Genomic DNA, 17,334 nt, shown 5'->3' with positions numbered 1-17,334 from the left:
TGTTCACGCCGCACCTGGTGCCGATGACCCGCGGCATCCTCGCCACCCTCTATTGCCGCGGCCGCGCCAGCACGGGCCAGTGCCTGGCGGCGGCCCGGCGCTTCTATGCCGGGCGGGCCTTCGTCCGCGTGACCGATGCGCCGCCGCAGACCAAGTGGGCCACCGGCTCGAACCTCGCCTTTGTCAGCTATGCGGCCGATCCGGAGCGCAACCTGGTGATCGCGATGGGGGTGGTGGACAATCTCGGCAAGGGCGCGGCCGGCCAGGCGGTGCAGAACGCGAACCTGATCTGCGGCCTGCCGGAAACCGCGGGGCTGGAGGGGGCGCCTCTCTGGCCCTGATAAAGGCGAACCCTCAGTCAGCTATCAACAAAATCGGCCGGTTTGTGTGCTCGATAGGCTCTGCATGGGCCGGAACAAGGTGTGTGCTGTGGTAGCCACCCTGGTGGGGCGGTGCGATGGTTAACCCGCCTCCTGCGCCTTCCGCACCCCATCCAGCACCGCCTCGTGCGTCGCCAGGATCCGCCGCAACGTGGGTTTGCCTTTGTCGCTCGCTTCAGCGATGCCCTCGTGCATGTCCTCGATCCCCATCGTCATCTGCTCGGCCAAGCCCGAGAGTCGCTCCTGCAACTGCTCATCGTCGTCTTTGAGCTCGGCCGTCCAGATTGCCAGGACGCGAGAGAGTTCGGCGGCAGCGCGCTCGGGTGAAACACCCGCTTGCAACAGCTTGATGAGAGGAGCCAGGTCGGCAGCAGGGGAACGGGGCATGCGGGGGAAGATAGGGAGGCGGACTGTGGGCGGCTAGACCACGAGGGGTTGCCGGGTGGCAATCGCAGTGGGAGCAGCCATCACGGCCATGGTGTCCTGCTGCACATGCGGCAAGACCATACCTTGATATCCTGACAGGCATTCTGTGGAACGGTTCGATCGAGGCCGGATGGACCCGCACGGATCACTGCTGGATCCCAAAGATGATTAGGTGTTCTGGCCAATCGCGACTAGAATGGCAGTATGATCTCCCACAAAAGCGATGCTTTCGGCGAACGGCTGACAACAGCAGCCCGGGCGAAGGAGGCTATGCTGGAACGCTTCCGGGCGCGTCCAGGACCAAACGATCCTGCGGTTGCCGCACAGGCGGCCGCACGCAAGGCCACCAGCGAAGCGCGCGACGCCAGGAATGCCGCTCGCAAGATCGCCTGTGACGCCGAGACCGCGCGTCTCAAGTCTGAGGCGGCGGCAAAGGCTGAGGAGAAGCGGGCTTTGGCCGTTCAACAGGCTTTGGAAGCCGAGGCGGCGGCCAAGCACGCTGCTGAACTGCCGGCACAGCAGAAGGCGGCACGCGACGCGCGGTATGCAGCGCGGAAGGCTCGCCAACGTTGAGCGCCACACCATAAGCTTCAACAACAGAACAGCTTATGGTGTGAAGATCCGCGACTAGCGGCGCGCCTTGCCTTTCTGCAGCTCCCGCTCAACGGCACTCCGCTCTGTGGATCCAGCGCGGCGCATGATTTCGCGGATAATGGCAGGTGATACCCGGTGCCGCTTCGCGAGGTACAGCACCTCGACCTCCTGATCAGCGTCAGCAACCGGACTGACGCTGTCGGTCTTCATGTTTTTGGATTGCACGGATTGTTCCTGTCGTGCTGCTTGCCCTGAAGCAAGGCCGGTCGGGATGATCGGCTATGACATGACGCGGATTCAGCATGATCGAGCCCGCATCAGAAAAAGCCTCGGATGGACAGGTCCATCCGAGGCTTCAGACCACCACAGCGGAGGCGCTGCGAAGGTTGTTCAGGGAGTGGCGCGGCGGCCACTCAACCTTCAGGCGTTGCGAAGATTGCCGGCCGAGACCTTGCCCTGCTGACCCTTCACCAACTCGAACTCCAGCCGGTCGCCTTCACGCGGCTCCTGCAGGCCGGAGCGCTGCACGTCGGAGATGTGCAGGAACACGTCCTTGGAGCCGTCTTCAGGCTGGATGAAGCCAAAGCCCTTGGTGCTGTTGAACCACTTTACGGTGCCGATCGGCATGAGAATATTCCCATCAAAACAGAAAACCACCGAGCACGATTGCGCGGCGGATCATCTTCGCTCTGAAACGGAAACAAGCTCAAAGCCCAAATGGTTGGACAGGAGGAGTAAACCGGAACAACGAAACTGACGCCACTTATCTAGAATGCCGCATGCTATTTTACAAGATTGATTATGACGTGATCCCAAAAGGTTGAGCTTCTCTTTTTGCCCTGTTCTGATCTTTGCAGGTCAATCCAGGAGCAAGACGGCCTCCCCACGGGCGCTGCCGCCCGCGACGCAGCAGGCCATCAGCCCAAGGCTTGGTTTGATGTGCCAGGTCAAGCTTCTTCCATGCTACCTGCCATTGTCGGTCGAACGCCCTGAGGTGATATCTTGCATCAGCAGATGGCATGAGACCCCCAGGCACTGCTGGCAGCGGTACCGCCAATAGGATTAGTCACCATGAGCGATGCGAAGTTTGAGGTCGGCCAGGCCGTAGCCTTTGGTCGAGGCACCGGGGACGCCCACATTCCAGCCGGTGATTTTACCATCACCCGGGTTATGCCGCAGGAGGGCGGCTTCCGGTCCTACAGGGTTCGCGGCAAGGACGGTGTGGAGCGCGTCATGCAAGAGAGCCAGCTGCGGCCCGCATCAGGTTCTGGTGCATCTCAGACGGGGCAGCGGCGGGCCGAAAAAACCGAGGTTTGGCCAACCTGAGCACCGTGAGTACGAGCAAGAAAAGCCCGCTGATCGGCCGGCTTTTCCATCGTCCTGCGCCAGGGATTTGCCCAGATCTCGTCTTCAATAGACCGCAAGCCGTCTCCTTCAGCCGCGCCACCAATCGCTCAGCCGCCAAACTGGCCGTGAGCCACATGACGTACGACCTGGATGCCGCAATTCCTGATGAACAGCCGGCCAAGGCCGGCTTGGCGAAGGGCTTCGAGGTCAACCTCGACTACACGGCCGAGCCACCCTTCGCAGACATCGCCCAGGCCATTCAAGCCAACCTCGCTTTGATCGGCATCGGTCTGTGCATGAACCCGGGGGGGCAGCCGGCAAGTCGTCAGCCGGACACGCGCCCGGCAGCATGACCTCGCCCAGGTGCAGTGGGGCAGCGACTACTTCGAACCCAACACCAATGCCGAGGCCTTCCTGATCAACACCGACAACTCCGATGATGCCCGGAACAGAACTTCGGCCTGGCGCGCCAACTGGAGCATCCCGGAGATCAGCGCTCGTACCCCGGCTGCCCGCAAGGAGCCTGACGCCGCCAAGCGTGCCGCAATGTATGAGGTGCTACAGCGGGAAGGGCAGCAGACTAGTCCGTTCGTCATGCTGTTCCAGCTGATCGACAATTCCGTCACCCGCGCCGCCGTCATCGGCCTCGACACCGGGCCGATGGGTGATCGGTACCGCTACGCCGGTATCACAAAGGTGTAGCGGCCAGAACCTCACCAGAACGTCGAGCATGTGGCACTGACGTGCTGTGCCTGGTCTGATGACAAGGATGTTGCCATCAGACCGTTGGCACAAGGTTGGGGGAAAAGGGTGCCAAGATGTCTGATGCCGCAGCCGCGCCGTCGCGCGGCGTGCCGTTGCTGACTGTTTTTGCCGAGCCCGATTTCCGTCGCCTCTGGATCGTCGGGCTGGTGATCTTCGGCGTCCGATGGATCGAAACCATCGCAGTCGGGGTCTTTGTCTACCAGGAGCGCGGCTCGGCCCTGCTGGTTGCCACCATGATGCTGCTGCGGCTGGTGCCGATGGCGCTGCTCGGCGCCTTTCTCGGCGCCTGGGCGGAGCGGATGGAGCGGCGCACTGCGCTGCTGCTGATCGTGCTCGCCTCCTTCGCCACGTCCCTGGCACTGGGGCTGCTGGCGATAGCGGAGGCGCTGCAGGTTTGGCACCTCGCGATGGCCAGCCTCATCAACGGCGTCAGCTGGGCGGCGGACAACCCGGTGCGCCGCATGATGCTCGGGCAGGTGGTCGGTGCCGAGCGGATGAGCATCGCCATGTCGGTGGATGTGGGCACCAACAATGCCAGCCGCATGCTGGGCCCAACGCTGGGCGGGGTGCTGCTGGCCACGACCGGCATCCAGGGCCCCTTTCTGCTCAGCGCGCTGTTCTACCTCGTGGCGATCGGCGCGACGCTGCGCCTGACCTACCGCAACGAGGCGCAGGCGCCCTCCGGCGAGGGCGTGCTGGGCCGGGTTGCCGCCGGCGTCAGGCTGGTGCTGGACGACCGCCGGCTGACCGCCATCATGATCATTACGCTGATCTACAACATCTTCGCCTGGCCGACGACAAGCATGGTGCCCGTGATCGGGCAGGACCGGCTGCTGCTCGGCGCGGAGGGCGTCGGCTTCCTGGCCAGCATGGACGGCGTCGGCGCCTTCTTCGGTGCGCTTCTTATTGCCTGGCTGGCGCGGCCGGACCGCTATGGCCGCCTTTATGTCGGCGGCGTCGCCTCCTATTGCGCGCTGATGGCGCTCTTCGCGCTGCTGCCGCATGTCCTGCCCTCCGGAGTGGCGCTGCTGCTGGCGGGGCTGGGCGGCTCGGGCTTCAGCATCATGCAGACCACGCTGGTGTTTCTCGCCACGCCGCCGGAGATGCGCAGCCGCGTGCTCGGCCTGCTTTCCGTCTGCATCGGCGTCGGGCCGGTCGGCTTCATCCATCTTGGCCTGCTGGCGGATGCGATCGGCGCGCACTACGCCGTGGCGCTTTCCGCCGCCGAGGGCCTGCTGGCACTCTGGCTGACGCGCCGCTGGTGGCGAAGCATTTCCTAGTGCTGGTTTGAGAATGCTGGTGTTGCGGCTGATGCCGGCAACCCGGAATGGACCGAGCAGGACCTTGCCGCCGCTCGACCTGCCGCAGAGGTGTTGCCTGCCGCATTCCTCGCCGAGCGGAAGGCGAGGGGCCTCCAGAAGGCGCCGGCCAAAGAGATGGCCTCCTTGCGGCCAGACCGTGATGTGCTTGATGCTCTCCGTGCGTCCGGACCCGGATGGCAGAGCCGCGCGAACGCGGCTCTGCGGAAAGCCTCGAAGCTGGATTCGTGACGGACGGGGAGGGGCCTTCCCGACCCAATCCGCTCAATGCCCATCAAACTGGCTCCCGGCCAGAGTCGTCCCGGTTTGCAGGCTCATGCGCACCAGATCGCTGCCAGGCATCTGCGCCAGGCGGCTGGCCGTGCCCTACGCCGCGTGCCGGGCCTGCATCCCACCGGGAACCTCGCTTGCCTGCCGGACAGCCATGGCGCCGACAGCCTTACCCGCTGCACCGCCGGTCATGCCCATCACCTGGGCGACCGAATTAAGGAAAGGCTGCCAAGATGTCTGACGCCGCAGCCGCCGTGCCTGCCTCCGGTGCGGCAAGGCACCAGATCGACCGCTGCGGCGCCGAGAGCAGCCAGAGGCTTGGCAGGAAACGATGGGTTATTGATGTGGCCCCGGTCCGGCCTGCTTCGGCATGATCAAATCCGGGACAGTTCCGTTGGTGCGCGGCGATCACACGGCGTTCTGCTTGCACCAGGCGGCCACCTCGGCATGGGTCGCAAACCAGCAATCCCCCTTCGCTTTGGCGGCTGCAATGACCTTTTCCAGGACAGGCATGCGGCTGCGGTGGCCGATGTGGTGCGGGTGCATGGTGAGCAGATAGAGGCCGCCCTCGGCATAAGCCCCCTCCAGCTCCGCCAGGAAGACCTCGGCGACGGCCGAAGGCGGCGTGTAGGGGCGCAGCCCGCCGAAGCGGTTCATGTTGAAGTAGACGGCGTCGTCACGGATCCACTCCGGCGGCAACTCCACGATGCCGGTGGGCTCGCCATTCGCTGTCAGCTCGTAGGGGTCGTCATCGGCCATCAGCGAGCTGTCGTAGAGCAGGCCCATCTCGCGGATGATGTCGAGGGTGCGTAGCGAGAAGTCCCAGCTCGCCGTGCGCATGCCGACGGGCCGCTGGCCGGTGACGCGCTCCAGGGCATCGGCGGCACGGAAGGCGAGGTCGCGCTCGACCTCGTAGGGCAGAGCCGTGTTCCGCTCATGGATCCAGGAGTGGATGCCGATCTCGTGCCCATCCCCGGCCACGCCGCGCGCCTCCTCCGGGTGCAGCATGGCGGAGACAGCGGGATAGAAGAAGGTCGCCTTGACGTTCTCCCGCGCCAGCAGGCTGCGAATGCGCGGCATCGCGGCACGCGCGCCGTACTGGCCCTGGCTGATACGCATCGGGCTTTCATCCGCGTCGCGCAGCGGGATGGTTTCATGGTCGGCATCGAAGGAGAGGGCGACGGCGCAGCGTGCGCCATTCGGCCAGGCACGCGGCCGCAGGTTGCGGCCGGCACGCGCGCGCTCCACCACGCCGCGCCAGACATGCTCCGGCCAGTCCCAGGGTGCGCCGGCGGGATGGTGCTGCGGTTCGGTCATCGTCGTCGTTCCTCCGGGCTTCAGTGCTGCGCGGCGACCCGGGCCAGCGCGTCGGCGGCCTCCGGGCCGATGGCGCGCTCTCCGCGCTCGATCTCGCCGATCAGGCGGACCAGCGCATCGGCGATGGGGGTGGCGAGGCCATGGCGTCGCGCGGCGGCACGCACCGGCGCCAGTTGTGCCGCCACGTCGGTCTGCCGCTTGCGGATGGCGAGGTCACGCCAGATCCCGCTGCGCGGCTTGGCGGAGCCGCGGTTGAAGGTCTCCATCCGCTGCATGCAGGCGGCGATGGCCGCCTCGTCCCGCCGCAGGAAGGCGATCGGGTCGAAGCCATCGAAGCCCAGCGGGGTCACGCCCTCCGCCGCGGCCACGGCCAGGATCTCCTGCACCAGGCGGCGGATGAGAAGCTGGCGCTCCGGCGCGGCGATGAAATCGGCGATGGTGTCGTTGGTCAGCGCCGAGGCCTTGAGGATGGCGCCATAGCCCGCCTTGCCCCAGAGATAGCCGAAGACGTTGCCGCTCAGCACCGCGTCCTCGTCGAACTCCCGCAGCAGGGCGTGCAGGGCCTCCAACCGAGGAGTCCGCGCCCCGTCCAGCTCGCCCACCACCACGGCGCCACGCTTGGCATAGGCCAGGTGGCCGGGCGCCAGATAGTCGGCGTAGAAGTTCACGAATGCGCCGATCGTGCGTTCCCGTCCGACGATCTCGGCGATGGTCAGCTCGTTGAGGCCGTTCTGGCAGGACACCACCGCCCCGTCCTCGGCGAGGTGCGGGGCGAGAGCCCGGGTTGCGGCTTCCGTGTGGTGGGCCTTGACGGCGAGAATGACCAGCCGGTGCCGGCCCCGCACATCCTGGGGCAGAACGGCGGGGCCGCCGGTCATGAAATCGGCGACTGGCCCCTCGATGTGCAGCCTTCCCTCGCGGATCGCGGCCACATGCTCTGGCACCACGTCCACGAAGAGCACTTCATGCCCGGCACGGCGCAGGAAGGCGCCGATCGTGCCGCCGATCGCCCCTGCGCCCCAGATCACCACGGGTTCCGCCATCGGTCATTTCCTCCACCACTCAGGCTCCCAGTCATCGGGGAGAGCGGAAGGCGGGTCAAGAACTTGACTGTTTGTCATACAATAATTCATCCTGTCCCGGATGGAACCCGTCAACGACAGCATGTCCTTCCAGGTGGCCGCACAGGTCGTCACCCTTCGCTCGGTGCTCAGTGACACCTTGCGCGCCGCCATCGTCTCCGGCCGCTTCGCGCCGGGGCAGAAGCTGGTGGAACGTGAGCTCTGCGCCCTGACAGGGGCGAGCCGCACCTCGGTCCGCGAGGCCCTGCGGCAGCTGGAGGCCGAAGGGCTGGTGACCTTGCGCCCGCATCGTGGCCCCTCTGTCGCGGCAGTGACGGCGGAGGATGCGCGCCACCTCTACGGCGTGCGCGGCGTGCTGGTCGGCTACGCCGCCCGGCTCTGCGCGGAGGCCCGCCCGGCGGCGGCGCTCGCCGCCATCGCCGCCGCGACGGTCGCCCTGGAGCAGGGCGCGGAAGCGCAGGACCATCGCGCCATCGTCCGCGCCGGCGACGCTTTCCACGCGGCCATCGGCGAGGGCAGCGGCAACCCGGTGCTGCAGCAGATGCTGGTCTCGGTGCACAACCGGCTGGTGCTGCTGCGCAACCTGTCGATGGCGCTGCCGCACCGGGTGCGGGAGGGGCTGGCGGCCTACGCCGCCATCCGGGACGCCATTGCCGGTGGTCGCGCGGCCGAGGCGGAAGCGCTCTGCGCCGCCCATAACGACGCCGGGGCGGAACTGGCGCTGCGGATCCTGGACCAGGCGGAAGCGAAGAACACCACGCGGGAGAAGCGGGCAGGATGACACTGGATTTCAGCGGCAAGGTTGTGGCCGTTTCCGGGGCGGCGATGGGCTTCGGCCGCGCCATCGCCAGAAGCTTCGCCGAACGTGGCGCGGAGGTTCACGCGACCGACCTGGATGCGGCGGGCCTCCAGCAGACCGCCGCGGGCACGACGATCCGAACGGCCCCGGCCGACCTGACCGACCGGGCCGCCGCGGCCGGCTGGATCGCGCAGGTGGAGCAGTCGGCGGGGCGTGCCATCGGCGTTCTGGTCAACAACGCCGGCGGCATGATGGGCCAGCATCACCGCCCGGTGGAGGCGGTGCCGGACGAGGACTGGGATGCCATCATGGCCCTCAATCTCGGTGCCACCTTTGCCACTATCCGCGCCGCTGCCCCGGGCATGAAGCGGGCCGGCGGCGGGCGCATCGTGAACATCAGCTCCGGCGCCGCCTTCCGGCCCTCCCGCACCCGCATCCAGGCCTACTGCACCGCCAAGCACGCGGTCCTGGGATTGACGCGGCAGATGGCCATGGAACTCGGGCCCTACGGCATCACGGTGAACAGCGTGGCGCCCGGCCTGGTGCTGACCGACGCCGGCAAGCTGCACAGCTGGGAGACGCAGGGGGAAGAGCGGCGCGCCGCCGCCCTCTCCGGCATCGCGCTCGGCCGTCTCGGCGAGGCGCAGGACATCGCCGACGCGACGATGTTCTTCGCCTCGGACCTCGCGAAGTTCGTCACCGGGCAGCTCCTGCCCGTCAATGGCGGATCATTCTGACCACTGGCCTGACCACTGGCCAGCGGAACAGCCGGCGGAAACGCCCGAAACACTGCGAACCACGCAGGAGCGAAGAGACATGACCCAGATGAAAAGCGGCCACCCGATGCTTGCGGTACAGCGGCGCGGCCTGATGGCGCTGACAGGTGCCGCATTGATGGCGCCGGCCGTCCTGCGCGCGCAGACTGGCGGCAGCTGGCCGAGCAGGCCAATCACCCTGATTGTTCCCTTCGGGCCCGGAAGCGGCACCGACATCACCATGCGCCTGCTGGCGCCGAAGCTGAGCGAATTGCTGGGGCAGAACGTCATCGTCGAGAACAAGCCGGGAGCGGGCAGCGTCCTCGGCACCGATTTCGTCGCCAAGGCACGGCCGGACGGCTACACCTTCGTGCTGGCCACGCTCTCCTCCACCGGCGTGGCGGCGGGGCTGTACCGGAACCTGCCCTACGACCCGGTGAAGGACCTGACGGCGATCGCGCCCACCAACTTCATTCCCATCTGCCACAGCGTCGTCACCAAGGGGCTTGTGGTGCGCGATACGGCGGACTGGATCGCGCAGCTGAAGGCCAATCCCAACAAATACTCCTATGGCAGCAGCGGCATCGGATCGACCGGGCACCTGGCCTCGGCCAATTTCCTGCAGCGCATCGGTGCCGAGGCTGTGCATGTGCCCTATCGTGGCGCCGGGCAGGTCTTTACCGCGTTGCTCTCCGGCGAGATCCAGTTCAACAGCGACATCCCCAGCCTGATGCTGCCCTACAACCGCGATGGCCAGATGAAGACGCTGTTCGTGGCGACGGACGAACGCTCCAGCATCATGCCGGATGTGCCGACTGCCGCGGAAGTTGGCCTGCCCGGCTACAAGGCCTACTCCTGGTACGGAATTTTCGGACCTGCCGGCCTGCCCAGGCCCATCGTCGAGCGCATGGCGGCGGCGGTGGATGCTGCGCTCGGGGATGCCACGATCGGGCGGCGACTGGAGGAGATGGGTACACCGATGATGCGTGGCTATACGCCGGAACGCTTCGCGCAATATGTGAAGGACGAGGTCGACCTCTGGGTGCCTATCGTTAAAGCTTCCGGGGCTTCGGTCAACTAATCCTGCCTGAGCGCCGCGGGGCTGAGGCCGGTCTCTCAACCTGCTGGATGACACAGCAGGCAGTGACGATGCCAAGGCCCGCGGCTATAGCGCGAACTCGACAGCCGATGCTGTAGCCTCCGGCGGCAGATGAGACTTCGAACTGTCTGCTGCTGCGCGGTATCCGAGAACAGGAACGTGCTTCAGTTCATGACGCTCCGACGCTGACGAGCGTCGGGGGACTGGCTGGATGCGGCCGGTGACGTTCCTCGCGTGGGCTGTGAGCCTATACGGGCGCAGCTCATGTGCTGAGCCAGGCGAGGCCGAAAAGGTGTAGGCGAGATCGGTAATACCGGTCCTCACCCACGCCCTGGCCGATGATGCGCATGCACAGCCTGGCGTGGCTCCTGTTTCAACCGGGCACGGCGCATAGCCACGATCGCCCAGGCTCGTGCCTATGCCGAACAACCCGATGCATGTCTTGCCTCCTGCGCTCATAGCGTCGTCGGCTGGCTGTTGCCGCAATCTGGGGCTTGAGCATAATCTGGTCAGTCTGGTTCATATCCTGCGGCGGTGAGGTGGCTGGCACATTCCTGGGGCGGGAACTGCGGGAGCGCATCTCGGATCATGTCCCAGAGCGCGCCGATGGTGCGGGCGGCAGGAACCGCAGTGTCGCGCCCGCAGCCTGGGTGGCTTCCCGGACCGCAGCGCCCCCTGTGGGCGGCCAGGTTGTCGAGGATGACGATGTCACCGGGGCGCAGGGTGGATGTCAGGATCTGCCGGGCATGGGCGGTGAACCATTCGCCTGTCATCGCGCCGTCCAGCACCATCGGCGCGGTCAGGCCAGGCAAGCGCAGCGGTGAAGGTGGTCGTCTTCCAGTAACCGTGAGGCACGGGTGCCCGGCAGCGGGCGCCACGTTTGGAGCGGCCATGGAGCCGCGCCATCTTGGTGGAGGCGCTGGTCTCATCAATGAAGACCAGCCGCCCGGGAATCCCTGTCCGACCCGGTCAGGTCAGATCATGCTCTGCCCTCAACGCCGCCGGCGGCGGCCTGCTGAGTGCTTCTTCCCTGCCTTGAACTGCGTCTTCATCGGGTATGCCGATGTGCAAAAGGCGCTGCTCCTCGCCGACAAAGGCAGAGAACTGGCGCATGATCGCTGCTGGGGAAGGCCCAGAGACACAAATCTGCCGAACCCAAAAAACAGAAAAGCCCCGGTCGGGGATCCGACCGGGGCTCGAGGCCCATCAAAGCGCAGGCGCTGCGATGGCTATAGGGGGAGCGGCAAGACTGCCGCTCCTGCCTTCAGGCCTGGCGAAGATTGCCGGCCGAGAGCTTGCCCTGCTGGCCACGCTGAACATCGTACTCGAGCTTGTCGCCCTCACGCACGTCCATGCCAGCGCGCTGCACGTCGGAGATGTGCAGGAAGACATCGTTCGAGCCGTCCTCGGGCTGAATGAAGCCGTAGCCCTTGGTGCTGTTGAACCACTTAACGGTGCCGATAGACATGAGGATATTTCCGATCAAAACGGAAAGCCGCCGAGCAGTATTGCGCGACGGATCATCTTCAATTTGAAACGGAAACAAGCTCATAACCCAAATCAATGGGCAGGACCAGCAAACCGGAACAACGAAACTGACAAATCCTATGTAGAGGATGGTCTTCCATTTTACAAGTATTATTTTGCTTGCTGTGACAAGGATAAGCTTATCATTTTATCAGGCCTGATCCCTCCTGATTGGCGTCGCTGCGGCGAGCCGCGACACAAGGCGGAGTTCGCACCGTTCCTGGACGTCGAGGATGCGGCCCGATCCATGCTACTGAAGTGCCCATGGAGACCACACCCCCTATCCCCTGCGCCATCCTTGTCGGCATTCAGACCCCGGAGGTCGATGACATCGCGCACCAGGCCAGCCTTGAGGAGCTCGGACGTCTGGTGAAGACGCTGGGCTACAAGGTGGTCGGCACGGTGTCCCAGCGCCGCGAGGGCACCGGCGCCAGTGCCTTGCTGGGCAGCGGCAAGCTGGCGGAACTGGCGGCGCTGACCGGCGGCCCCGGTGTGGTCGCGTCGATGGCGGTGGCCCCAAAATCCAAGGCGTCGCGACGGTCCGAAAACGCAGCTGAAAATGCCGAGCCCGAGCTGGGAGCCAGCAACAAGCCGGAATTTGTCATCGTCGACCATGAACTCTCGCCCAGCCAGATCCGCAACCTGGAGCGTGCCACCGGCGCCGAGGTGTTGGACCGCACTGGCGTCATCGTTGAGATCTTCCACCGCCATGCCAATACACGTGAGGCGAAGCTGCAGGTGGAGATGGCGCGCCTGAAATATGTCGCGCCCCGCCTGCGGGAATCCTCGGGGGGCGGCGAGCGGCGGCAGGGGCCGGGCGCGGGCGAGAGCACCCTTGATCTTGACCGCCGCAAGATCCGAGACCGGCTGGCGGAGCTGAAGGATCAGCTGGAAGCGGTGCAGCGTGACAGCGACCATCGCCGCTCCGCCCGGCGCGACCAGCTGCGCGTGGCGCTGGTCGGCTACACCAATGCGGGCAAGTCCTCGCTGATGCGGGCGCTGACCGGTAGCGAGGTGCTGGTGGAGGACAAGCTGTTCGCCACCCTGGACACCACCATCCGCATCCTGCAGCCGGAAACCCGGCCACGCGTGCTCGTTTCCGACACGGTGGGCTTCATCAAGCAATTGCCGCATGACTTGGTCGCCTCGTTCCGCTCCACCCTGACGGAGGCTCTGGAGGCTTCGCTGCTGCTCTTCGTGGTCGATGCGTCGGACCCGACCTATGAGGCGCAGCTGGAGGTCACCCGCAGCGTGCTGCGTGAGATCGGCGCGGAGACCGTGCCGTCCCGGCTGGTGCTGAACAAGATGGATCGCGTGGACAATGTCAGGCGCGCCGCCCTGGCCGAGAAACATCCCGATGCGGTCCTGCTCTCTGCCCACAGGCCCGAGGATGTCAGTGCGCTGCGGGACATCATCATCGCCTTCTTTGAGGCGGCTATGGTGGAGGATGTGCTGGTGCTGCCCTATGCCACCCAGGGCCTGATCGGCGAGGTCTATGACAGCGTGCGGGTCTTGTCCGAAGAATATGACGAAGCCGGCCGGGTGCTGAAGGTGCGCGGTCTGCCTGGCGCGCTGGCACGGCTGCGGCGGAGCTTGGCCACACCCTGAGCCTGGAAGCCTTTAGCCAAGTGAGCCTGCGTTACTGTAGATGGTGATCTTCCCCTGATTTGATGGGCAAGAATCAGGCGGCAGCGTTCTCCATCTGCTCGGAAGTTCTGCAGCCCAGGTTTTGATAGGCGCTGTAACTCAGGCTTCCGGCACAGCAATGCGCTGTTAGTTTGCCGACCCTGAAAGAGGGGAGCATTTCTGCTCCCCTTTTCTGCGGCCAGTGATCAGTATCGGTTTCTAGGCGCAGTAAGCGCACCACCTGCTGCGCCAAGACCGCCACCAACAAGTGCGCCTGTGCCTGCGCTGCCGCCGGTTAGAGCTCCAACACCAGCGCCGGCACCCGCTCCCAGCAATCCGCCAGACACAGCACGTCCACCAGGGCTATCACCACACGCTGCCAGCCCGAACACCAATACGCCAACACCCGCAAGCTTGATGACGCTGCGCATTGTGCTGATCCTCCCTTGTTGTGTGTCAGCACAGCGATAACAGCGCCCCTTCAGCTAGGTTGCTGGGACAATGCCAAAAAATGACACCCCGGTCCCCCTCCTAGGCTTTAAGTGAACGCACGGACCGGTGAGCAGCGGCAAGATCACCAAATTGAATGCGGTTGGACACTCCGAAGAATTCATCGGTGCGCCCGATCGGAGGCAATCTCGGGCGCGGAGCCAAGTCAGGCGGCTGAAGCTGTGGATGAGATTGGCCATGCCGGTCTTCACCCGCACCCGGGCGATGCCGATGGTGCGGACGAAGAGCGCCATGCGGTGCTTCTGCGCGGCGAAGACATGCTCGATGCCGGAGCGGATCCGGGCGCGCGACGCATTGGCTCTCGCCAGCTGCTCGGAGAGTGAACGCCGCAGGGGATGGCGGAACTGGATGCGTTCACGCAGCCGACGGCGTTCCAGGGTCTCCAGATTGCGCCTCGCCCGGTAGGCGGTGTCCGCCCAGACGTGGCTGGCGGCGTTCTCAGGATCAAGCACGCCAGCAAAGCTACGGCTGTCCTGTTGAGCCGCATCGATCACCGTCCAGCAGCGGATCGGGCCATGCCGCCGGTCGATGCCGATATGGCTCTTGTACCCGAAAACAGGCGCCGCGATCTGGATGGTTTGGCGCGGCGCACCCTCGGGTCCTGGCGTGGTGGGGATTGTCAGGAATTTTGCGTGAGGCGGGGCGTAGTAGGGGAGAAGGAGACCTCCTATGGCCTGACGGAAAGAGCCTCGGACCCCGGATGCGCTCCTGGACCAGTTGCTGGCTGGTGCTGATGCCGGGACACCTTTGAGCAGGGCGGCCTGACCAGCCCCCATCAACTGGTCCGGGCAAGATTTTAGTGGAGCATGGTCAGAGGCGCCGGCGCTGAGCCATGCCATGCGGACCCTGGAGGGCAGGCTGGACATCCGCCTGCTGGACCGCACCACCCGCTCACTCTCGCCGACTTCTGCGGGTGAGCAACTCCTGCTGCGGCTGCGCCCGGCCCTGGCCTCCGTGGAGGACATGCTGGCCGAGCTGGACCAGGCGCGCGACCGGCCGATGGGTCGGGTCCACATCAATGCGCATCGGCCAGCGGCCGTGCATGTGGTCCTGCCCGCCTGGCGACGCTGGCGCAGCGCTAGCCGGAGGTGACGGTGGAACTGGTCATCAACGACGGGCTCGTCGACATTGTGGCCGAGCGGTTCGATTGCGGCGTGCGGCACGCGGGCGGGTTATAGGGCGACATGATCCCGGTGCGGATCAGCGAGCCCATGGAACTCGTTTTCGCGGCGGCACCAGCCTATCTCGCCTCGCACGGTGTGCCCGCAACGCCGGATGACCTCGGCGCACATCGCTGCATCAGTTGCCGCCACACTTCGTCGGGGGCGCTCCACCGCTGGGATTTCGTGCGCGACGGCGAGATGTTCGGGCGTGCGGTCCCCGAGACCTTCATTACCAACGATGTCGACCTGATGCGTGACGCGGCACTGTCCGGGCTTGGAATCGTATGTCTGCTGCGTCTCCAGGCTGCCCCGTATCTCGCCGCCGGGTCGCTGGCTCAGGTGCTACCGGGATGGGCACCGGTATTGGCGGCCAACCACCTCTATTACCCAGGCCACCGCCAGCCGAGCGCTGCATTCCGTGCGTTCCTGGAGGTCATGCAGGCCTGACCGCGAAGCCCCGAGATCTGGGCGGGTTCCAGCAGCCGTGGCAGAAACCGTCACCTCGGTCCGTCGAAGCGGAGTGCGCCATGTCCGCCTACCGGAAGGGCGGCGCATGCAGCCTGCGACCGGGATGGGCGCATAGCGACCAATCACGGCACGTGTCGGCCAGCAGCCCGACGGGCACTCTGCCCCAAACCTAGCCGAATCTTGCCTGATGAGGTCCTGCGCTGCCAATTTCCCTCTAGCAGGAATGTATTAATTATGAGAATAGGATCGAAATAATATCCACCGCAACTGGCGGCCTGCCCCCGATCCCAGCAGGCCGCCACCTTTTTCCGCCGACTTATCGGGCATGTGTTGGTTCTGCCATGAAGCGGCGGGCGGGCTTGCCAGTCAGTCCAGGAAGTGCGGATCGTGCCTGAGGCGCTGCGCGCGGCTGCGGTGGATGACCGGCACCGGATGGCGGGCGAACACCGCGCGCACTTCAGCAGCGATCCTCTGCATTCATGCCCCGACCTCAGGTGGGATGCCGCTTGTTCCGCAGGACCAGCGCCTGACGGTGATCTGCTCCACCCCCAGGACACGAGTCACCTCTGCCGGCTTCCAGTGGAGATTGGCCAGGTACTGCCGGAACTCTGCAGGCATCAGACGAGATGTACAGCCGGCCGCGCGCTATAGGGCTGTGCAGCCACCACAGGCGGTTTAGCAATCGTCCAGAAAATAAGATTAATATTTTAATAACGAACCGTTGAAGCTCGGCGACACAACTCTGGATTGCGTGTCGCCGGCTCTGCCTTGAGTATTGTGACGGCGCCGAACCGGCGCAGCGATCCAGCGAATGCCAGGACGTCATGCTTCCATGCCGTATTCACTCTATGAAATACGCCCTTGTCCCAATGGCTTGATGGACGAAGCCTGGCACGGCAGCCCATTCCAGGGCCCCTGCTGGGTCATCACGACATCTCCCACGCGTGCCCGCTTCTGGGCCGCAGGCGCTTTCACGAAGTCCCTGGCTGAACCAGCCGGTGCGGCAACACCCTCGCCCTGGCTGCGGCCCTCCCTGGTCAGCGTCTACGAGCGAGAGCGATGCGCGGCAGCAGATCCCCGGCAGGAGGGTATTGTCCTGGTGCAGGATCGGACCGGCTCTGAAGTGCTGCACTCTTCGATGAGTGTCAGCTCTTGGGTCGTCCAAGCAGCCTCTTCTGCGCAAGCCGGTCGCGACAGGCAGGCCAGTTTGTGCCTGGTGATCTCGCAGACCCTGGCTTTGACAGGAGCAGCTCCTCCAGCGCGACGCCCGCACCCCTTCAAGGCATACAGTGACCGCCAGACCGGCCTTCGTATCACCCTGGCGGGCTGCGATCTGTTCGTCTGAAATCCACCCCGCCGGAGTGCTCCCCCTGCAATTACCCAGGCCTCCTGGCCTCTCTTCCTGCAGGCCAGTTCGCAGTGACCATCAGGCTGGAGAGCGGCTGCCCTTCGCTGCCCCTTTGAATCTGGGAGGCGTTTAATTGGGCGAACGACATCTCGCACCCCCCGACGCGCCAGGGCGTTGAGGGCCTGCACACGGCGCTTCCAGGCCTCGCGCCAGCCGGTGCCGGGCGCGCTGGGCGCGCGGCGCTCTTCCTGGCCTGCCCGCACGGCCTCCGGCGGCGGCAGCACCGCCTCCAGCAGCTCCAGCACCACCATGCCGCGCTGGACGTCGTAGCGGTGCTTCAGGTACCCGGCCGCGCGCAGCTGGTGGTAGGCGTGCTGGATTGCGCGGCGCGTGTAGCCGAGCGGGGTGGCTAAGGCCTGTTAGAGCTTGAATGCTACTCCCATGTTTTGGGTATGGCGAAGGGCAAGGACGAGCAGCTTCTCACGGATGCGACCTGGGCGGTGTGGGAGCCGCTGATCGAGGCGGCCAGGCCTCACGGT

At 65.5% G+C, this 17,334-nt stretch carries 20 protein-coding genes and 2 pseudogenes; 13 read left to right on the top strand and 9 right to left on the bottom strand.

Annotated elements, in window-relative coordinates:
- Positions 1 to 341, top strand: a 341-nt coding sequence (locus CR165_RS23120) for an Asd/ArgC dimerization domain-containing protein (RefSeq protein WP_281262115.1), incomplete at its 5' end; no start/stop codon positions are given.
- A gap of 120 nt (positions 342 to 461) precedes the next feature.
- Here CR165_RS23120 and CR165_RS23115 read toward each other — a convergent pair.
- Positions 462 to 767: a hypothetical protein gene (locus CR165_RS23115; RefSeq protein ID WP_146202025.1), complete on the bottom strand. Its 306-nt coding sequence runs from the start codon at positions 765 to 767 to the stop codon at positions 462 to 464.
- A 243-nt stretch (positions 768 to 1,010) separates the two neighbouring features.
- On the opposite strand from CR165_RS23115, the gene CR165_RS23110 reads away from it, so the two are divergent.
- Positions 1,011 to 1,379 carry a DUF6481 family protein gene (locus CR165_RS23110; protein ID WP_109519261.1) on the top strand — a complete coding sequence of 123 codons (369 nt, stop codon included), beginning with the start codon at positions 1,011 to 1,013 and terminating at the stop codon, positions 1,377 to 1,379.
- Positions 1,380 to 1,433: 54 nt separating this feature from the next.
- Here CR165_RS23110 and CR165_RS24750 read toward each other — a convergent pair whose 3' ends face one another.
- Together CR165_RS24750 and CR165_RS23105 are read right to left on the bottom strand one after the other, a co-directional pair.
- On the bottom strand, positions 1,434 to 1,625 hold the full coding sequence (locus CR165_RS24750; RefSeq protein WP_146202024.1) for a hypothetical protein: 192 nt from the start codon (positions 1,623 to 1,625) through the stop codon (positions 1,434 to 1,436).
- A gap of 195 nt (positions 1,626 to 1,820) precedes the next feature.
- Positions 1,821 to 2,027: a cold-shock protein gene (locus CR165_RS23105; RefSeq protein ID WP_109519260.1), complete on the bottom strand. Its 207-nt coding sequence runs from the start codon at positions 2,025 to 2,027 to the stop codon at positions 1,821 to 1,823.
- 444 nt (positions 2,028 to 2,471) lie between these two features.
- Between CR165_RS23105 and CR165_RS23100 the strand changes: the two genes are divergently transcribed.
- The 5 genes and pseudogenes from CR165_RS23100 to CR165_RS23080 all read left to right on the top strand — a co-directional run.
- Positions 2,472 to 2,726 carry a hypothetical protein gene (locus tag CR165_RS23100; protein WP_181378338.1) on the top strand — a complete coding sequence of 85 codons (255 nt, stop codon included), beginning with the start codon at positions 2,472 to 2,474 and terminating at the stop codon, positions 2,724 to 2,726.
- The gene (locus CR165_RS24745; RefSeq protein WP_146202023.1) at positions 2,714 to 3,100 is read left to right on the top strand and encodes a hypothetical protein; all 387 of its coding nucleotides are present in this window, start codon (positions 2,714 to 2,716) and stop codon (positions 3,098 to 3,100) included. Before CR165_RS23100 ends, CR165_RS24745 begins: the two co-directional genes overlap by 13 nt.
- A 10-nt stretch (positions 3,101 to 3,110) precedes the next feature.
- On the top strand, positions 3,111 to 3,449 hold the full coding sequence (locus tag CR165_RS23090; RefSeq protein ID WP_109519258.1) for a hypothetical protein: 339 nt from the start codon (positions 3,111 to 3,113) through the stop codon (positions 3,447 to 3,449).
- Between the two features lie 116 nt (positions 3,450 to 3,565).
- Positions 3,566 to 4,792, top strand: a complete 1,227-nt coding sequence (locus CR165_RS23085) for an MFS transporter (protein ID WP_109519257.1) — start codon at positions 3,566 to 3,568, stop codon at positions 4,790 to 4,792.
- Between the two features lie 51 nt (positions 4,793 to 4,843).
- Positions 4,844 to 5,062, top strand: a pseudogene (locus CR165_RS23080) (BrnA antitoxin family protein); the annotation flags it as partial.
- Positions 5,063 to 5,509: 447 nt separating this feature from the next.
- Here the strand turns inward: CR165_RS23080 and CR165_RS23075 are convergent.
- Positions 5,510 to 6,418, bottom strand: a complete 909-nt coding sequence (locus CR165_RS23075) for a polysaccharide deacetylase family protein (RefSeq protein ID WP_109519256.1) — start codon at positions 6,416 to 6,418, stop codon at positions 5,510 to 5,512.
- Between the two features lie 20 nt (positions 6,419 to 6,438).
- The gene (locus tag CR165_RS23070; RefSeq protein WP_109519255.1) at positions 6,439 to 7,461 is read right to left on the bottom strand and encodes a ketopantoate reductase family protein; all 1,023 of its coding nucleotides are present in this window, start codon (positions 7,459 to 7,461) and stop codon (positions 6,439 to 6,441) included.
- A 100-nt stretch (positions 7,462 to 7,561) separates the two neighbouring features.
- Here CR165_RS23070 and CR165_RS23065 point away from each other — a divergent pair, with 100 nt between their 5' ends.
- From CR165_RS23065 to CR165_RS23055, 3 genes are all read left to right on the top strand, one after another.
- Entirely contained in the window at positions 7,562 to 8,281 is a 720-nt protein-coding gene (locus CR165_RS23065) for a GntR family transcriptional regulator (RefSeq protein WP_109519254.1), read from the top strand.
- Positions 8,278 to 9,036: an SDR family NAD(P)-dependent oxidoreductase gene (locus CR165_RS23060; RefSeq protein ID WP_109519253.1), complete on the top strand. Its 759-nt coding sequence runs from the start codon at positions 8,278 to 8,280 to the stop codon at positions 9,034 to 9,036. Before CR165_RS23065 ends, CR165_RS23060 begins: the two co-directional genes overlap by 4 nt.
- 79 nt (positions 9,037 to 9,115) lie before the next feature.
- Entirely contained in the window at positions 9,116 to 10,135 is a 1,020-nt protein-coding gene (locus tag CR165_RS23055; protein WP_109519252.1) for a Bug family tripartite tricarboxylate transporter substrate binding protein, read from the top strand.
- A gap of 527 nt (positions 10,136 to 10,662) precedes the next feature.
- On the opposite strand, the pseudogene CR165_RS26250 reads toward CR165_RS23055, so the two are convergent.
- The 3 genes and pseudogenes from CR165_RS26250 to CR165_RS23045 all read right to left on the bottom strand — a co-directional run.
- Positions 10,663 to 11,104, bottom strand: a pseudogene (locus tag CR165_RS26250) (transposase); the annotation flags it as partial.
- An 18-nt stretch (positions 11,105 to 11,122) separates the two neighbouring features.
- Positions 11,123 to 11,266, bottom strand: a complete 144-nt coding sequence (locus CR165_RS25270) for a hypothetical protein (RefSeq protein ID WP_181378337.1) — start codon at positions 11,264 to 11,266, stop codon at positions 11,123 to 11,125.
- A gap of 151 nt (positions 11,267 to 11,417) precedes the next feature.
- Positions 11,418 to 11,621: a cold-shock protein gene (locus CR165_RS23045; RefSeq protein ID WP_109519250.1), complete on the bottom strand. Its 204-nt coding sequence runs from the start codon at positions 11,619 to 11,621 to the stop codon at positions 11,418 to 11,420.
- Between the two features lie 323 nt (positions 11,622 to 11,944).
- Between CR165_RS23045 and hflX the strand changes: the two genes are divergently transcribed.
- Complete coding sequence (gene hflX, locus CR165_RS23040; RefSeq protein WP_109519249.1) at positions 11,945 to 13,288, top strand: GTPase HflX; 1,344 nt, start codon at positions 11,945 to 11,947, stop codon at positions 13,286 to 13,288.
- Positions 13,289 to 13,791: 503 nt separating this feature from the next.
- Here the strand turns inward: hflX and CR165_RS23030 are convergent.
- The gene (locus tag CR165_RS23030) at positions 13,792 to 14,592 is read right to left on the bottom strand and encodes a transposase (RefSeq protein ID WP_219929842.1); all 801 of its coding nucleotides are present in this window, start codon (positions 14,590 to 14,592) and stop codon (positions 13,792 to 13,794) included.
- Between CR165_RS23030 and CR165_RS23025 the strand changes: the two genes are divergently transcribed.
- Together CR165_RS23025 and CR165_RS23020 are read left to right on the top strand one after the other, a co-directional pair.
- On the top strand, positions 14,591 to 14,908 hold the full coding sequence (locus tag CR165_RS23025) for a LysR family transcriptional regulator (protein WP_367604300.1): 318 nt from the start codon (positions 14,591 to 14,593) through the stop codon (positions 14,906 to 14,908). The two genes, CR165_RS23030 and CR165_RS23025, sit on opposite strands and share 2 nt — an antisense overlap.
- A gap of 119 nt (positions 14,909 to 15,027) precedes the next feature.
- Positions 15,028 to 15,426, top strand: a complete 399-nt coding sequence (locus CR165_RS23020; protein WP_181378335.1) for a LysR substrate-binding domain-containing protein — start codon at positions 15,028 to 15,030, stop codon at positions 15,424 to 15,426.
- The last annotated feature ends 1,908 nt before the right edge of the window (positions 15,427 to 17,334 follow it).

Origin of the sequence: Teichococcus aestuarii, assembly GCF_003116135.1 — a bacterium.
In the GTDB taxonomy this organism is placed as follows: domain Bacteria; phylum Pseudomonadota; class Alphaproteobacteria; order Acetobacterales; family Acetobacteraceae; genus Pseudoroseomonas; species Pseudoroseomonas aestuarii.
The sequence above is the reverse complement of the archived record's forward strand: the minus strand, read 5'-3'. Positions and strand labels throughout refer to the sequence as shown.

Coding starts and splice junctions, on each gene's coding strand:
- CR165_RS23110 (WP_109519261.1), top strand. CDS start 1,011: ATGATCTCCCACAAAAGCGATGCTTTCGGCGAACGGCTGACAACAGCA.
- CR165_RS23030 (WP_219929842.1), bottom strand. CDS start 14,592: ATGGGGGCTGGTCAGGCCGCCCTGCTCAAAGGTGTCCCGGCATCAGCA.
- CR165_RS23085 (WP_109519257.1), top strand. CDS start 3,566: ATGTCTGATGCCGCAGCCGCGCCGTCGCGCGGCGTGCCGTTGCTGACT.
- CR165_RS23070 (WP_109519255.1), bottom strand. CDS start 7,461: ATGGCGGAACCCGTGGTGATCTGGGGCGCAGGGGCGATCGGCGGCACG.
- hflX (WP_109519249.1), top strand. CDS start 11,945: ATGGAGACCACACCCCCTATCCCCTGCGCCATCCTTGTCGGCATTCAG.
- CR165_RS23075 (WP_109519256.1), bottom strand. CDS start 6,418: ATGACCGAACCGCAGCACCATCCCGCCGGCGCACCCTGGGACTGGCCG.
- CR165_RS23100 (WP_181378338.1), top strand. CDS start 2,472: ATGAGCGATGCGAAGTTTGAGGTCGGCCAGGCCGTAGCCTTTGGTCGA.
- CR165_RS23105 (WP_109519260.1), bottom strand. CDS start 2,027: ATGCCGATCGGCACCGTAAAGTGGTTCAACAGCACCAAGGGCTTTGGC.
- CR165_RS23045 (WP_109519250.1), bottom strand. CDS start 11,621: ATGTCTATCGGCACCGTTAAGTGGTTCAACAGCACCAAGGGCTACGGC.
- CR165_RS23055 (WP_109519252.1), top strand. CDS start 9,116: ATGACCCAGATGAAAAGCGGCCACCCGATGCTTGCGGTACAGCGGCGC.
- CR165_RS23060 (WP_109519253.1), top strand. CDS start 8,278: ATGACACTGGATTTCAGCGGCAAGGTTGTGGCCGTTTCCGGGGCGGCG.
- CR165_RS25270 (WP_181378337.1), bottom strand. CDS start 11,266: ATGCGCCAGTTCTCTGCCTTTGTCGGCGAGGAGCAGCGCCTTTTGCAC.
- CR165_RS23020 (WP_181378335.1), top strand. CDS start 15,028: ATGGAACTCGTTTTCGCGGCGGCACCAGCCTATCTCGCCTCGCACGGT.
- CR165_RS23065 (WP_109519254.1), top strand. CDS start 7,562: ATGGAACCCGTCAACGACAGCATGTCCTTCCAGGTGGCCGCACAGGTC.
- CR165_RS23115 (WP_146202025.1), bottom strand. CDS start 767: ATGCCCCGTTCCCCTGCTGCCGACCTGGCTCCTCTCATCAAGCTGTTG.